This is a genomic window from Nakamurella sp. A5-74, from assembly GCF_040438885.1.
Classification (GTDB): Bacteria; Actinomycetota; Actinomycetes; order Mycobacteriales; family Nakamurellaceae; genus Nakamurella.
In genome coordinates, this window is record NZ_CP159218.1 from 3,409,934 (window position 1) to 3,424,078 (window position 14,145).

At 69.3% G+C, this 14,145-nt stretch carries 11 protein-coding genes; 4 read left to right on the forward strand and 7 right to left on the reverse strand.

Annotated features, from left to right (window positions below; all coding sequences use genetic code 11):
- Nucleotides 1-187: 187 nt before the first annotated feature.
- From ABLG96_RS15715 to ABLG96_RS15745, 7 genes are all read right to left on the reverse strand, one after another.
- Nucleotides 188-1,732, reverse strand: coding sequence for an acyl-CoA carboxylase subunit beta (locus ABLG96_RS15715; RefSeq protein WP_353648282.1), 1,545 nt, complete (start codon nucleotides 1,730-1,732; stop codon nucleotides 188-190).
- Nucleotides 1,733-1,840: 108 nt separating this feature from the next.
- On the reverse strand, nucleotides 1,841-2,782 hold the full coding sequence (locus ABLG96_RS15720) for a hypothetical protein (RefSeq protein WP_353648283.1): 942 nt from the start codon (nucleotides 2,780-2,782) through the stop codon (nucleotides 1,841-1,843).
- Nucleotides 2,783-2,934: 152 nt separating this feature from the next.
- Nucleotides 2,935-4,965, reverse strand: coding sequence for a VCBS repeat-containing protein (locus ABLG96_RS15725; protein WP_353648284.1), 2,031 nt, complete (start codon nucleotides 4,963-4,965; stop codon nucleotides 2,935-2,937).
- Between the two features lie 703 nt (nucleotides 4,966-5,668).
- Complete coding sequence (locus ABLG96_RS15730; protein ID WP_353648285.1) at nucleotides 5,669-6,616, reverse strand: hydroxymethylglutaryl-CoA lyase; 948 nt, start codon at nucleotides 6,614-6,616, stop codon at nucleotides 5,669-5,671.
- Between the two features lie 10 nt (nucleotides 6,617-6,626).
- Nucleotides 6,627-7,469: a PH domain-containing protein gene (locus tag ABLG96_RS15735; RefSeq protein WP_353648286.1), complete on the reverse strand. Its 843-nt coding sequence runs from the start codon at nucleotides 7,467-7,469 to the stop codon at nucleotides 6,627-6,629.
- A gap of 199 nt (nucleotides 7,470-7,668) precedes the next feature.
- The gene (locus ABLG96_RS15740; RefSeq protein ID WP_353648287.1) at nucleotides 7,669-8,361 is read right to left on the reverse strand and encodes a YggS family pyridoxal phosphate-dependent enzyme; all 693 of its coding nucleotides are present in this window, start codon (nucleotides 8,359-8,361) and stop codon (nucleotides 7,669-7,671) included.
- 32 nt (nucleotides 8,362-8,393) lie between these two features.
- Nucleotides 8,394-9,308 (reverse strand): biotin--[acetyl-CoA-carboxylase] ligase, encoded by a 915-nt coding sequence (locus ABLG96_RS15745; protein WP_353648288.1) that lies wholly within the window; start codon nucleotides 9,306-9,308, stop codon nucleotides 8,394-8,396.
- A gap of 201 nt (nucleotides 9,309-9,509) precedes the next feature.
- Here ABLG96_RS15745 and ABLG96_RS15750 point away from each other — a divergent pair, with 201 nt between their 5' ends.
- The 4 genes from ABLG96_RS15750 to ABLG96_RS15765 all read left to right on the forward strand — a co-directional run bounded on the left by ABLG96_RS15750 (nucleotide 9,510) and on the right by ABLG96_RS15765 (nucleotide 14,144).
- Nucleotides 9,510-11,144, forward strand: a complete 1,635-nt coding sequence (locus ABLG96_RS15750; RefSeq protein WP_353651539.1) for an acyl-CoA carboxylase subunit beta — start codon at nucleotides 9,510-9,512, stop codon at nucleotides 11,142-11,144.
- Between the two features lie 293 nt (nucleotides 11,145-11,437).
- Complete coding sequence (locus ABLG96_RS15755) at nucleotides 11,438-11,632, forward strand: acyl-CoA carboxylase epsilon subunit (protein WP_353648289.1); 195 nt, start codon at nucleotides 11,438-11,440, stop codon at nucleotides 11,630-11,632.
- Nucleotides 11,629-12,339 carry a Maf family protein gene (locus ABLG96_RS15760; protein WP_353648290.1) on the forward strand — a complete coding sequence of 237 codons (711 nt, stop codon included), beginning with the start codon at nucleotides 11,629-11,631 and terminating at the stop codon, nucleotides 12,337-12,339. Before ABLG96_RS15755 ends, ABLG96_RS15760 begins: the two co-directional genes overlap by 4 nt.
- Nucleotides 12,336-14,144, forward strand: coding sequence for a biotin carboxylase N-terminal domain-containing protein (locus ABLG96_RS15765; protein WP_353648291.1), 1,809 nt, complete (start codon nucleotides 12,336-12,338; stop codon nucleotides 14,142-14,144). The genes ABLG96_RS15760 and ABLG96_RS15765 overlap by 4 nt, the downstream gene beginning before the upstream one ends.
- Nucleotide 14,145: the final 1 nt, after the last annotated feature.

Consider the following 14,145-nt stretch of genomic DNA (forward strand, 5'->3'; position numbering starts at 1 on the left):
AAGACCGCGAACCACCAGCCCAACCGACCGTCACGTCCGCGAGCCACCGGCCCGAACGACCGTCACGTCCGCGAGCCACCAGCCCAAACGACCGTCACGTCCGCGAGCCACCGGCCCAAACGACCGTCACGTCCGCGATCCACCAGCCCAAACGACCGTCACGTCCGCGAACGTCGGGCAGGCGTGCTCAGACGGGTGTGACGCCGTGCCGGCGGCGGGAGAACGAGCGGTCCTTGCCGACCGCCGCCAACAGCCGGGCGATGAGTTCGTCCCGGAGGTTCTCCGGCTCCACGAGTTGGTCGACGACCAGCTCGGAGGCGAGTCGCACGATGTCGATGTCCTGCTCGTACTCGGCCCGCCGCTGCGTGACGAACTCGGCCCGCTCCGCCTCGTCCTCGATCTGCGCGATCTTGCCCGCATAGACCGCGTTGACCGCGGCCTCCGCACCCATCACCGCGATCTTGGCCGTCGGCAGCGCGAGCGTCGCCTCCGGATCGAATCCCGGACCAGCCATGGCATACAGCCCGGCGCCGTAGGCCTTTCGGACGACGACACACAGCTTCGGCACCGTCGCCTCGGAGATGGCGGTGATCATCTTCGCCCCGTGCCGGATGATCCCCTGGCGCTCCACGGCCGTCCCCACCATGAATCCCGGGACGTCGGACAGGAACACCAGCGGGATCGAGAACGCATCACAGAGCTGGACAAAATGGGCTGCCTTGTCGGCGGAATCGACGAACAGCACCCCGCCGCGGAACATCGAGTTGTTGCCGACGACCCCGACGACCTCGCCGTCCAACCGACCGAGCCCGACGGTGAGCTCCTTCGCCCAGTCGGGGTGGATCTCGAAGAACGACCCGTCGTCCAGGAGCGCCTTCACGTAGCGCCGCATGTCGAACGCCTGACGCTCCGACTCCGGCACCATCGCGCGCAGGTCGCCCTTGCCGGGGCCGGCGGCCGGCTGCGCGGGCGGCGACTGTGTCCAATTGGACGGGAAGTAACCCAGGTACTGCGAGATCATCTGCAGCGCTTCGGTCTCCGTCTTGGCCAGTAGATGCCCGACCCCGGAGACGGAGGTGTGCATCTTGGCGCCGCCCATCTCCTCCAGGGTGGTCTTCTCGCCGGTCACCATCTCGACCATCCGGTCGCTGCCCAGGTACATCGAAGCGTTGCCGGCGACCATCACCACGAGATCGCAGAACGCCGGGATGTAGGCTCCGCCGGCGGCGCTCGGCCCGAACAGCGCGCAGATCTGCGGGATGGACCCGGACGCCCGCACCTGGCTGTGGAAGATCTTGCCGGCCCCGCGGCGCCCGGGGAACAGGTCGACCTGATCGGTGATCCTGGCACCAGCCGAATCGACCAGGTAGATCATCGGAACACCTGTCGCGTAGGCCTTCTCGACGATCCGGATGATCTTCTCGACCGTCCGGGCACCCCAGGACCCGGCCTTGACTGTCGAGTCGTTGGCCATCAGCGCGACCTGTCGGCCACCGATCCGCGCAGTGCCGGTGATGACGCCGTCGGCGGGCAGTCCCGTCGCCTCGACGTTGGCGTACTTGCCGTCCTCGACGAACGAGCCCTCGTCGACCAGCACGGCGATGCGCTCCCGAGCGAACATCTTGCCCTTGGCTGCGTTCGACTCGTGGTACCGAGTGGCACCGCCGACCTCCACCCGCGCGGAGAGGGCGTTGAAGGTGTGGTCTGGACCCGGCTGGGCGTCGTCGCTCATGGAAAAGAGTTTAGGTTATCCGCGATTAACTTTCAGGACCGGAGCATTCGAGCCGCGGGCGCCGCCGACCGACCCACTCCGACCAGCGCGCCCAGCACGAGCAGGCTGTCAGAAGGTGATCGCGGTGAGCCAGAGCTTCACGCCGGCGGCCAGACTCACGGTTCCGGTGGGCGACGTGGGGAGTGGGGGTGCGGCGCCCGCGGTCGCCACCGGCACCGCAGGTCGATCGGCGCTCATCAGCAGCTCGACGGTGTTGGTCGCCAGCGCTCCCATCGTGCGGTAGGTGCCGGACGGCCCCGTCTGCAGGATCGCTGCCGCATAGCGATCGGTGATGCCGACCGAGTGCACGGCATTGGCCTGGTCGGAGAAGTTGTCGCTCCCCCACCCCTGCTTGCTGGCCGCTCCGTCCAGCGAGTTGAAGCCGAAGTTCTGGTCGAAGAAGTCCAGGCCGACGTCGGCTGTCGACTGCATCGCCTTCACCAGCCACGGGCCGACCACCGGGTCGAGCGATGCCTGGTAGAGGAAGGAGGACATGTCGTGGGCGGTGATCCGGGTGGCGCCCCACCTGCCGGGGTCGTCGGGATTCACCTCGGTGTTCTTCAGGAAGTACCGCCGGGCGATCGCGGTGACGCCGTCGGCATCCCAGTAGGCACTGCAGATGTCGTCGTCGGAGTACTTGATCATCTCCGCGAGGTCGGCGTCGACGTCGACGGGCAGCTTCCCGTCGTACTTCACCAGGTAGTGAGCCGCGAGCAGGATCTTCACCACTGATTCGGAGGCGACCTGTTCATCGGCGTTGTCGGTCTGCGCGATCACCTGACCGGTCTCCAGATCGATCACCGAGGCATAGGTCCGCACCCCCTGGGCCTTCTGCGCCTGCGCAGCACCGAGGTCGACGGCGGCCTGCGGCGTCATCTCCGCCGCGGCGGCCGCGGGCGCCGGTGCTGCGGTGGCGACCTGCGACCCCGCCGCGGCGAGCATCAACGCCGCGACCAGGGGCAGCACAGTGCGCGCCGTCAGCCTCACCAGGGACTGTCGCCCAGAGGACACCCACACACCGCCTGTAGCTCACTGCCACCCCACAGGGGGTCGGCAACCCGATCGGACCTCTGTCGAGAGTACGGACAGTGCCCGCGTTCGTCATGCCCCGAGCGGGTCCACCGGACGGGATCACACCGACGGCATGTCGACAGCAGCGCAGGTCAGCGCCACAACCAGTCGGCTGCGCTGCCCGATCCGTACCAGAAGATCCCGTCCCGACCATCGGCGCCGAACGTCCCGACGACCGGTTGCTGGGTCCCGCCGAGGTCGGCCACCACCGTGCTCGGGACCCGTCCGGTGGACCACCGCGTCCACCGGTCGGAGTCGGCGCCCGGACCGAACCAGACGACGTCGTCGCGACCGTCGGCCGGTAGATCGACGATCAGCGGACGGTAGTCGCCGCCCATCGCCACCGGCGTGCCGGTGAACGCCTCGGTGGCACTGCCGAACCACACCGAGTCGGCGCCGGAACCCGGTGCGTACCAGAGGATGTCGGCCCTGCCGTCCCCGTCGAAGTCGCCGACGGCCGGACGGTAGGTGCCATCCACCTTGACGGACTTCGCTGTGAACTTCCCGCCGGCCCGGCTGTAGTGGATGACGTCCACCGACCGCCCGGCGCCGTACCAGAAGATGTCGTCCCGGCCGTCCCCGTTGAAGTCGCCGACCAGTGGCTGGAACTTCAGATCCATCTTCCGGACCGTCTTGCTGAAGGTGTTACCGCCGGTCCATTTCCAGATCACGTCGGTCAGCGAACCGGGGGCGTAGAAGAACAGCTCCTGCCGGTTGTCGCCATCGGGGTTGAAGGCGAACACGGATCGGTGTGAGCCCATGCGTTGCAGGATGGACACGCCCGCCTTGACGCGCACGATCTTGACCTGTTCAACGGTGGAGCGGTAGCTGACGATGTCGTCACCACCGTCCCCGTCGATGTCGGCGATGACCAACTGCGCACCCGGCAGCAAGCTCAGGGTGCGGGAAGTGAACCTGCCGGGGGTGCTGGTGGCCGTCCACAGATCTGCGGTCCCGGGACCGGAGCGGTAGAACAGGAGATCGCCGCGGCCGTCACCGTCTGCGTCCAATGATCTGACCGTGAGGCCGATACCGTCCACCAGCAACCGGGTCGAGCTCACGCCGCTGGGCGGGATCGACGGGTCGCAGGATCCGCGGCGGCCGGTGACGTCGCAGAGCACCCCGCCTGCGGACCAGGTGATGCCCGAGCCGCTCTGGTTGTCCTTCGGCCTTGCGTTCTTGCCGAGGGTGCGGGTCCCGCTCACATCAACGTTGTAGCCGGTGTCCGCCTGCAGCCAGTATCGCCTCTCCTGGCCACCGATCTTGATGTCGTAGAACGGTGCCGACAGCGGCGCGGGTGCGTCGGTCGGGGAACCCCCGTCCAGCGGGGTGAGGGCTGCCCACCACGACGCGCCCTGCGCCTGCGCCGGATCCACGTACCAGCAGGGCAGGGTGCCGGCGATGCCGGAGAGCCGACAGGTCCGCAGCTGGGCGCCCCCGGCCGGGTCCATCGCGACGGTGCTGATGTTGGCGAACGCGAGGCTCGTTCCCGGCGCCATGTCCTGGTACGCCTGCTCGCACAGCGGGCAGCCGCCGTTGTCGGTGTACCACCAGGGGGCCCAGGCGGCGGCCCGCCGCTCGGCCTCGGAGAACGGTGCCGCATGGTTGATCCACCCGCCGGGAGAGCACCATCGGTCGCGCATCCCTGAGACGACGTCGACCGAGATGACCCCGACGTCCATCCGCTCGGCAGCGGTGAACGGCGCGCCCACTCCGGCGCTGTCGTACTGCCAGATGCCGATCCCCGGCGTCCAGTAGGCCCGCTTGTATGCGGTGGACGGATCGCGGAATGCATAGAGGCCGTAGTTGGCGTTCGCGTTCGTGTTGCCGGCGCGCACACCGGTCCACTCGTCGTACCGCGAGAGCGTCATCGGCGACGGGGCGGTGCTGGAGGTGGCGGCGCCCCCGGACTCCTTGAAGATCGGTGCCACCGCCATGGCCCGCAGCTCCGCGGCTGTCAGACCGGTGCACTTGGACGCCGCGGTGGCGGCATTGCCGATCGCGGTCCACGGGTGTGAGCCGAAGTAGCGACGGGTGGCACCCTCCGCGGCGGTCGCCGTCGGCTGGTCCGGGATCCTGGGTGAGACCTGGATCCTGGTGACGGGGGTGGACAGATCTCCCACCGCAATACCGTCGGTGGCACCGGCGGGAGCCTGGTCGGACGGTTCGGTCTGCCCGGTGGGGACCGTCTGCTCGGGAGCTGACGGCCCCGCGGCGGTCGGCTCTGCAGAGGGAGCAGCGGTCGGCTCTGCAGAGCGAGCGGGCGGGGATGTCGGGGACAGGGACGGGGAGAGTTCTGACGGCGCCGGGGACGGGGTCGAAGGTTCAGCCGGACTCGAGGGCTCTGGGGGAATCGGGGAGGTGGCAGCTCCGGTCGCCGACGGGGCCGCGACAACCGCGGCTGCGGAGGACGAGGGCGCCGGGGTGTCCGACGGAACCGCCGTCGCCGACGAAACCGTTGTGCTCGGAACCGCGGGCGGCACCGGAGCCGCCGAGGCTGCAGCGGGTGCCACCGACACCGTGAGCACGGCAGCGAGCAGGGCAGCGAGCGCGGCGGCACACAGAGGTGCCGCCGATCGGCGCCGACGGGGGCGAGCGGGGTGCGACATGCGGCGGCCTCTCGGTGGTCCCGGCACGGACGGCCCGTGCCGAACCCGCCGAGGGTATGACACGCCGACCGCCTTCTCACCGTGGCCGATGGGTCGAAAGGGACTGTTGGGACTGCGGGAAACGAAGTCCACCCGTCTGAACCGACGGATGGTCGGCCGGGAGCGCGTTGTCACTGTGGGTGACATTCCCCCAGCGCGGCTCGGACAGTGCCTGCGCTCAGTCCGGTGGCGGGGTCAGCGCTCGGACGACCGCGGACGGCGACGGCCTACCCAGCAGCCCGGCCATCCAGGTACTGGCTCGTACCAGCGCTCCGAGATCGACGCCGTGTGCGATGCCGAGCCCGTCCAACATCCAGACCAGGTCCTCGGTGGCCAGGTTGCCGGTGGCGGACTTGGCATAGGGGCAGCCGCCCAGACCCCCGGCCGAGGCGTCCACCACGGTGACGCCGGCTTGCAGGGCCGCCAGGGTGTTGGCCAGCGCCTGACCGTAGGTGTCGTGGAAGTGGACGGCGAGCCGGTCGACCCCGATTCCGGCAGCGACGAGGTCACCGATCAGCGCCCGGACCTGACCGGCCGTCCCCACCCCGATGGTGTCGCCGAGCGAGATCTGCTGGCATCCCAGCTCGATCAGCCTGGCGGCCGCAGCCACCACCTGGGAGCGCGCGACGCGTCCCTCCCAGGGATCGCCGAAACACATCGACAGGTACCCGCGGACCCGCAGCCCTGCAGTGCGAGCCCGGCCCACGACCGGCGCGAACATGGCGAACTGGTCGTCCAGGGTGGAGGCCAGGTTGCGCTGCGCGAAGGTCTCGGTCGCAGACGCAAAGACCGAGATCTCCTGCACCCCGGCGGCCAGCGCGCCGTCCAGCCCGCGTTCGTTCGGCACCAGCACCGGGTAGCGCACACCGGGCCGCTGCTCGATCGCGGGGAACAGCTCGGCAGCATCCGCCAGCTGCGGTACCCAGCGCGGGTTGACGAAGCTGGTCACCTCCACCACCGGCAGGCCGGCATCGGCAAGAGCGTGCACGAACCGCACCTTGTCCGCCGTTGTGATCGGCGTCTTCTCGTTCTGCAGGCCGTCACGCGCACCGACCTCGACGATCGTCACCCGGGACGGCAGCCCCGGCGACGGCGTCGGATCAGGCAACCCTGGCGGCACGGTCACGAGGAGCGGGTCACTGCCGCGGCCGTCGATCGTGCGAGTTGCGCGGATCGTCGAACGCCTGGGGCGGCGCATCCGGTCCAGGATTCGAGCGCGGTGCCGGATTCGAGCGCGGTGCCGGATCGAAGTGGGTCTCGGCTGGGTAGCCCTGATCCGGCTGGGCCGCGTAGCCCTCGTCGGTGTTCTGCTGGTCGGCGTACTGCTCGTCGGCGTACTGCTCGTCGGCGACGGTCGGTGCGTAGCGGCGACCGGCGGCGAGGCGACGGGGTGCGTCCTGGTCGGATGCGGAATCCCTGGCACCGGCCGGATAGTCACCGGAGCTGCCCATGCCGTCGCTCGACTCGACTCCGCGGTTTCCGCGATCGTCGGAGATCAGCTGGTTCAGTGTCGCCTGCACCTGGCCGAGGGAAGCGACGTTGTCGAACTCGAGCGGCTGGTCGGCAGCAGACTCCACGATCAGCGACCCGAAGCCCAGCAGCCGACCCCAGAAGGTCACCTCCGTCTCCATGTTCTGGATGCGACTCAACGGGATCTGGTGCTCACGACGCTTGAGGATGCCGGTGCGGAAGAAGACGTGGGAGCTGGAAATGACGAAATGTTCGGTCCCCCACCGCAGGAACGGCACCAGGACCCACCAGATCAGCAGGAGGACGCCGACCACGGAAATGCCGATGTACCACTGTGGGTGGCTGGTGAAGCCGACATCGTTCCAGTGGCTGACCCAGGCGGCCAGTGCCGAACCGCCACCGACCACGATGATGAACGCCAGGACGGGCAGAGCCAGCACTTTCCAGTGCGGATGCTTGTGCAGCACGACGCGCTCACCGCGGGACAGCAGATGATCCGGGTACGCCATGATCCACCTCGTGGTCCGACGGTGCTCCCCCGGTGGAAGCCCCTGCGAAGAACCTACCGCGCCGCCCCGACCTCACCACGGGGGTTCGCGGACCCAACGGTCGTTTCGCCGCCACCTTCGCGGACCCAACGGTCGTTTCGCCGCCACCATCGCGGACCCAACGGTCGTCTCGCCGCCACCATCGCGGACCCAGCGGTCGTCAGGAGCGTCGGCCGAACACCGCCGAACCCACCCGGACGATCGTGGCGCCCTCGGCGATCGCTGCTTCCAGGTCGCCGCTCATCCCCATCGACAGCTCACCGCCGGGGACCAGCTCGTCCCGCAGCTGACGCAACGATGCGTAGCCCTGCCGCACCGCCGATTCGTCGGGGCTGTTCAGCCCGATCGTCATCAACCCCGTCAGCCGCAGGTGCGGGCAGTCACGTACCGCCGCAATGAGCTCCGCCGCATCCTCGGGCGCCACCCCCGACTTCGAGGCTTCCCCCGAGACGTTCACCTGGACCATCACCTGCAGCACCCGATCCGGCTCGTGCTCGGCCAGCCGCCGCTCGAACCTGGTGGCGAGATCCGCCGAGTCCAGGCTCTGCAGACAGTCGATGAACGGCAGCACGGCCCCGACCTTGTTCCGCTGCAGATGACCGATCAGGTGAGTGGTGTGCGGAACGGCCGCCAGTGCGTCGGCCTTCTCGGTGATCTCCTGCACCCGGTTCTCGCCGATCAGCGTCGAGCCGCTGCGCAGAGCGGTCAGGATGACCTCGGCCGGCATCGTCTTGGTGGCCAGCAGCAGGGTGACGCTCGCAGGGTCACGGTCGGCAGCGGTGGCTGCGGCAGCGATCCGCCCGTGGATGACGTCGATCTGCGCGGCGACATCGGGTCCCTCGGTGGCGCTCACAGGAACCGACGCTAGCAGCGGGCCGGCGGACGTCAGCGACCGCCGAGCGCATCCCAGACGGGCAGCGCGCCCGGTCGCCCCGGTGGATCAGGCGGATCGATCGGACGCAGGTGCACCACATCGCCGGCGTTGAACGTCCGGAGGGAGGACGCTCCGTCCGCCGCGATGGTCCGGACCACGAGCGCACCGTCGTCCGTGATGTCGTGTCCCACACCGACCACGGCGGTACCGTCCGGCAATTCCACCCGAACCGCTCGCCCGATCGTGCGGCACTGAAGCGTGTAGAGCGACCGGATCCGGGAGGCAACAGCATCACCTCCTGCAGCGACGAACATGTCGAGCAGAACGGTGAAACTGCGCAGCGTGGCCGCGGCCAGCTCCACCCTTTCGAGCGATGCATGATTCGGCACCTGAGTGTCCAGCGACACCGGCGGGAGGGATGTCGACCCGATCGGTGGCGGTGGGAACTCGTCGAGGTGTACGTCCAGGTTCAGTCCGGCGCCCACCACCACTGCATCGCCCACCACCTCGGCGAGGATGCCGGCGCACTTGCTGTCGCCGAGCACGACATCGTTGGGCCACTTCAGCTGCGCCCTGATCCCACAGCGCTCACCGATGGCGTTGACCAGGGCGAGGCCGAGGAGCGCGCCGATCCAGCCGCGCTTGGCCAGCGGCACCCCATCGGGTCTGACGAGCACCGAGAGGATCTGCGAGCTGCCGTAGGGCGCCTGCCAGCCGCGGCCCAACCGTCCGCGACCCGCCGTCTGCTCCTGCGCGATGAGCACCTGCCCCGGCGCGATCGTGCCGGCGAGGTACTCGGCGGCGAGGTCGCTGTTGGTCGAGCCGGTGGTGCCGATGCTGCGCACCCGCCAGGGCGTCCCCGCACCGAGCGCTGCCGTCACCGAAGCGGCGTCCAGCGGCGAGGTCGGACGGGGATTCACAGGCACTCCGGCACTGTAGGTCCCCAGCCGTCCCGGCGAGTGGGCACCGTTGTGAGAGCGACGACACCGTCGCGGCCCGGAGGTGATCCGTACGCTCCGGACGTGCACTATGACCACGTGGCCGATTCAGAGACGAGCGCCCCGAACACCGCTGCCGAGCATCCCGGCGCGCAGAGCACCGCGGGCGTGCCCGAAGCCCCACACGCGGTGCCCGCTGAGGCAGAAGCCCCGCACCCTCCGCCCACCAGGATCGACGCCCCGCACACCACCGCCGGCAAGCTCGCCGACCTCGAGCGCCGGATCTCCGAGGCGGTGCACGCCGGCTCCGAGGCCGCGGTCGAGCGGCAGCACGCCAAGGGCAAGCACACGGCCCGCGAACGCATCGACATGCTGCTGGATCCCGGTTCCTTCGTCGAGTTCGACGCCTTCGCCCGGCACCGGTCCACCAGCTTCGGCCTCGAGACGAGACGTCCGTACGGCGACGGCGTCGTCACCGGGTACGGAACCGTGGACGGCCGCGACGTCTGTGTGTTCTCGCAGGACGTCACCGTCTTCGGCGGCTCGCTCGGCGAGGTGTATGGCGAGAAGATCGTCAAGATCCTCGATTTCGCGCTCAAGACCGGCCGACCGGTGATCGGCATCAACGAGGGTGGCGGGGCCAGGATCCAGGAGGGTGTCGTCTCGCTGGGCCTGTACGCGGAGATCTTCAAGCGCAACGTGCACGCCTCGGGCGTCATCCCGCAGATCTCGGTGATCATGGGCGCCGCTGCCGGCGGCCACGTGTACTCCCCCGCGCTCACCGATTTCGTGGTGATGGTCGATGAGACCTCGCAGATGTTCATCACCGGCCCCGACGTGGTCCGCGCGGTGACCGGAGAGGACGTCACCCTCGAGGAGCTCGGCGGAGCCCGCACCCACAACACCCGATCCGGGGTCGCCCACCACCTCGGCACGGACGAGCAGGACGCCCTCGACTACGTCAAGGAACTCCTGTCGTACCTTCCGGACAACAATCTGTCGGTGACTCCTCCGCTCGGCAGCGGCGCCGGCGAGGAGCTCACCAACGTCGACCAGGCACTCGACACGCTCATCCCCGATTCTGCGATGCAGGCCTATGACATGAGCGACGCGGTCCGGGCCGTGCTGGACGAAGGCGAGCTCCTGCAGGTGCACGAGCTGTTCGCGCCGAACGTGCTGGTCGGTTTCGGTCGGGTGGACGGCCGCAGTGTCGGCATCGTCGCCAACCAGCCGCAGCACCTTTCGGGTGCCCTCGACATCGACGCCTCGGAGAAGGCGGCTCGGTTCGTGCGGACCTGCGATGCGTTCAACATCCCGGTGCTGACGTTCGTCGACGTCCCCGGCTTCCTGCCGGGCACCGACCAGGAGTGGAACGGCATCATCCGGCGTGGCGCGAAGTTGTTGTACGCATACGCCGAGGCAACGGTCCCGCTGATCACGGTGATCACCCGCAAGGCATTCGGCGGAGCTTACGACGTGATGGGTTCCAAGCATCTCGGGGCCGACATCAACGTCGCCTGGCCGACCGCCCAGATCGCCGTGATGGGCGCCCAGGGCGCGGTGAACATCCTGTACCGCAAGGAGATCAAGGCAGCGGAGGACGAGCACGGCGCCGCCTCCGACGAGGTTGCCGCGCTGCGCGGCCGGCTGCAGACGGAATACGAGGATGCGCTGGCCAATCCGTTCATCGCGGCCGAACGCGGGTATGTCGACGAGGTCATCGCCCCGTCGCAGACCCGTCGGGTGATCACCCGGTCCTTGAGAATCCTGGCGGACAAGCGCGAGAGCCTGCCGCCCAAGAAGCACGGGAACATCCCACTGTGAGTCGCGCAGGAGCGGAGGACACGCGCGGTGGCGCGACGCAGGAGCCCCAACGCGTGGCCCGCAGCGACAGCGGCGGCGAACCATCAGGCGCCGTGAGTCGCGCAGGAGCGCAGGACACGCGCGGTGGCGCGACGCAGGAGCCCCAACGCGTGGCCCGCAGCGACAGCGGCGGCGAACCATCGGGCACTGTGAGTCGCGCAGGAGCGCAGGACACGCGCGGTGGCGCGACGCAGGAGCCCCACCGCGTGGCCCGCAGCGACAGCGGCGGCGAAACATCGGGCACTGTGACGCAGATGTCGTCCACAACCCGCGCCGACCGCGATCTCGAGGACGCCGCCGCAGTGATCGCCGTCATCACTGCCCTGGCCGCGCATGCTGCGGTCCCGCAACAAGAATCCCCCAGGTCCGTGTGGGGCACCCCCGCACACCGACTCGGAGCTCTCGCACCGGGTCGGCACACATGGTGGAGCAGCGGAGCTGCACGGTGACGGGGCCGACGGTGGTGCTCGCGTCCCAGTCACCGGCGCGACTGTCCGTGTTGCGAGCCGCCGGCATCGACCCGATGGTGCTGGTGTCCGGTGTCGACGAGGACGCCGTCCAGCGCGCACATGCCGGTGCTCCACCGGAGACGATCGTCGCCGAACTGGCGCTTGCCAAGGCGATCGCCGTGCTGCCGGAGGTCGCGAAGCTGTTGCCGCGCAGGGCTTCCGGACCCAAGGCGACCGACATCATCGTGATCGGCTGCGACTCCATGCTGTGGTGCGCCGGTGAGTTGGTGGGCAAACCGAAGGACCCGGACGACGCCCGCCGCCAATGGAGGCAGATGAGCGGCGGGACGTCGACACTGCTCACCGGCCATGCGGTGCTCCGGCTGAGCGAAGGTCGGGTGGTGGCCCAACAGGTTGCCACCGAGAGCACCGGGATCCGTTTCGGCTCACCCGATCCGGCGGAGCTCGAGACGTATCTGGCCACCGGCGAGCCGCTGCAGGTCGCGGGTTCGTTGACCATCGACGGCTACGGCGGCTGGTTCGTCGACGGTGTCGACGGCGATCCGTCCTCCGTCATCGGCATCTCCCTCCCCCTCACCCGGCGACTGTTGGCCGGGGTGGGCATCCGCGTCACCGATCTGTGGCGGTTGCCCCCCAGCGCCGCCGTGCCCGATACCGCCGTGCCCAGCATCGAGGAGACCTCGTGAAATCAGTACTGATCGCCAATCGCGGCGAGATCGCCGTCCGGGTGGTCCGCGCCTGCCACGATGCCGGCCTGGAATCCGTTGCGGTGTATGCCGATCCGGACCGGGACGCGCCGCACGTGCGGGCTGCCGACCAGGCCTTCGCGCTGAACGGTGCCACCTCGGGGGAGACCTACCTCGACATCACCAAGCTGCTGGACGTCGCGACGCGCTCCGGCGCCGACGCCGTCCACCCCGGCTACGGCTTCCTGTCCGAGAACGCCGACTTCGCACAGCGGGTGATCGATGCCGGGTTGACCTGGATCGGACCGTCACCGCAGGCGATCCGCGACCTGGGCGACAAGGTGACCGCCCGGCACATCGCCCTGCGCGCCGGCGCACCGCTGACCCCCGGCACCCCCAACCCGGTGCAGGGGTCGGACGAGGTGGTCGCCTTCGCGAACGAGTACGGGTTGCCGGTGGCGATCAAGGCGGCGTTCGGCGGCGGGGGCCGCGGCCTCAAGGTAGCTCGCACGCTGGAGGAGATCCCGGAGCTGTACGAGTCGGCGGTCCGCGAGGCGGTGTCTGCGTTCGGCCGGGGCGAGTGCTTCGTCGAACGATTCCTGGACAAACCGCGGCACGTCGAGGCCCAGGTGCTGGCCGATCAGCACGGCACCGTCGTCGTCGTCGGCACCCGTGACTGCTCACTGCAACGTCGCTACCAGAAGTTGGTGGAGGAGGCGCCCGCGCCGTTCCTCACCGACGCCCAGCGCGAGCAGATCCACACCGCCGCCAAGGCGATCTGCCGGGAGGCCGGCTACTACGGAGCTGGCACGGTCGAGTTCATCATCGGCCAGGACGGCATGGTCTCCTTCCTGGAGGTCAACACCCGGCTGCAGGTCGAACACCCGGTGAGCGAGGAGACCTCGGGACTCGACCTGGTGCTCGAGCAGTTCCGGATAGCCGACGGCGAAACCCTCGGCTACGACACGGATCCCACACCGCGGGGACATTCGATCGAGTTCCGGATCAACGGGGAGGACGCCGGACGTGGTTTCCTGCCGGCTCCCGGAACGGTGACCGCGCTGACGCTGCCGGCCGGGCCCGGCGTGCGGGTCGACGCCGGGATCGAGGCTGGGTCCGTGGTCTCCGGCGCCTTCGATTCGTTGCTGGCCAAGGTGATCATCACCGGCGCCGATCGGGATCAGGCCCTCGCCCGGGCCCGCCGGGCACTCGCCGAGCTGCAGATCGAGGGAATGGCGACGGTGCTGCCGTTCCACCGCGTCGTACTGGACGATCCTGCGTTCACCGCCGCGGACGGCAACTTCCGGGTGCACACCCGGTGGATCGAGACGGAGTTCGAGAACACCATTCCGCCGTTCGACGCACCCGCCGGTGACGGTGGAGAGGGTGCCGACGATGCAGCAGACAACCTCCCGCGACAGACGATCGTGGCCGAGGTCAACGGTCGCCGGGTCGAGGTGAGCCTGCCGGGATCGATCGCGGTCGCGGCCCCCGGCGGGCCGAAAGCGCAGCGTCCCAGGCGATCCAGGGCGAAGGCGGCGACATCGACCGGTGGCGGCACGGTGGTCGCGCCGATGCAGGGCACCGTCGTCAAGCTCGCGGTGACCGCTGGACAGAGCGTCAGCGCCGGCGAGCTGGTCGCGGTGATCGAGGCGATGAAGATGGAGAACCCGGTGACGGCCGCGATCGACGGCACGGTGTCGTCGGTGGACGTCGAGGTCGGCGCCACCGTTTCCAGCGGAGCGACGCTCGCCGTGATCGAGCCGGCGGCTACAGGATCGGCCGAGGCAGCAACCGAGAGCTGAG

Bases quoted from the DNA above. Each gene is read 5' to 3' on its own strand.
- ABLG96_RS15755 (WP_353648289.1), top strand. From the start codon at position 11,438: ATGTCGTCCACAACCCGCGCCGACCGCGATCTCGAGGACGCCGCCGCA.
- ABLG96_RS15735 (WP_353648286.1), bottom strand. From the start codon at position 7,469: ATGGCGTACCCGGATCATCTGCTGTCCCGCGGTGAGCGCGTCGTGCTG.
- ABLG96_RS15715 (WP_353648282.1), bottom strand. From the start codon at position 1,732: ATGAGCGACGACGCCCAGCCGGGTCCAGACCACACCTTCAACGCCCTC.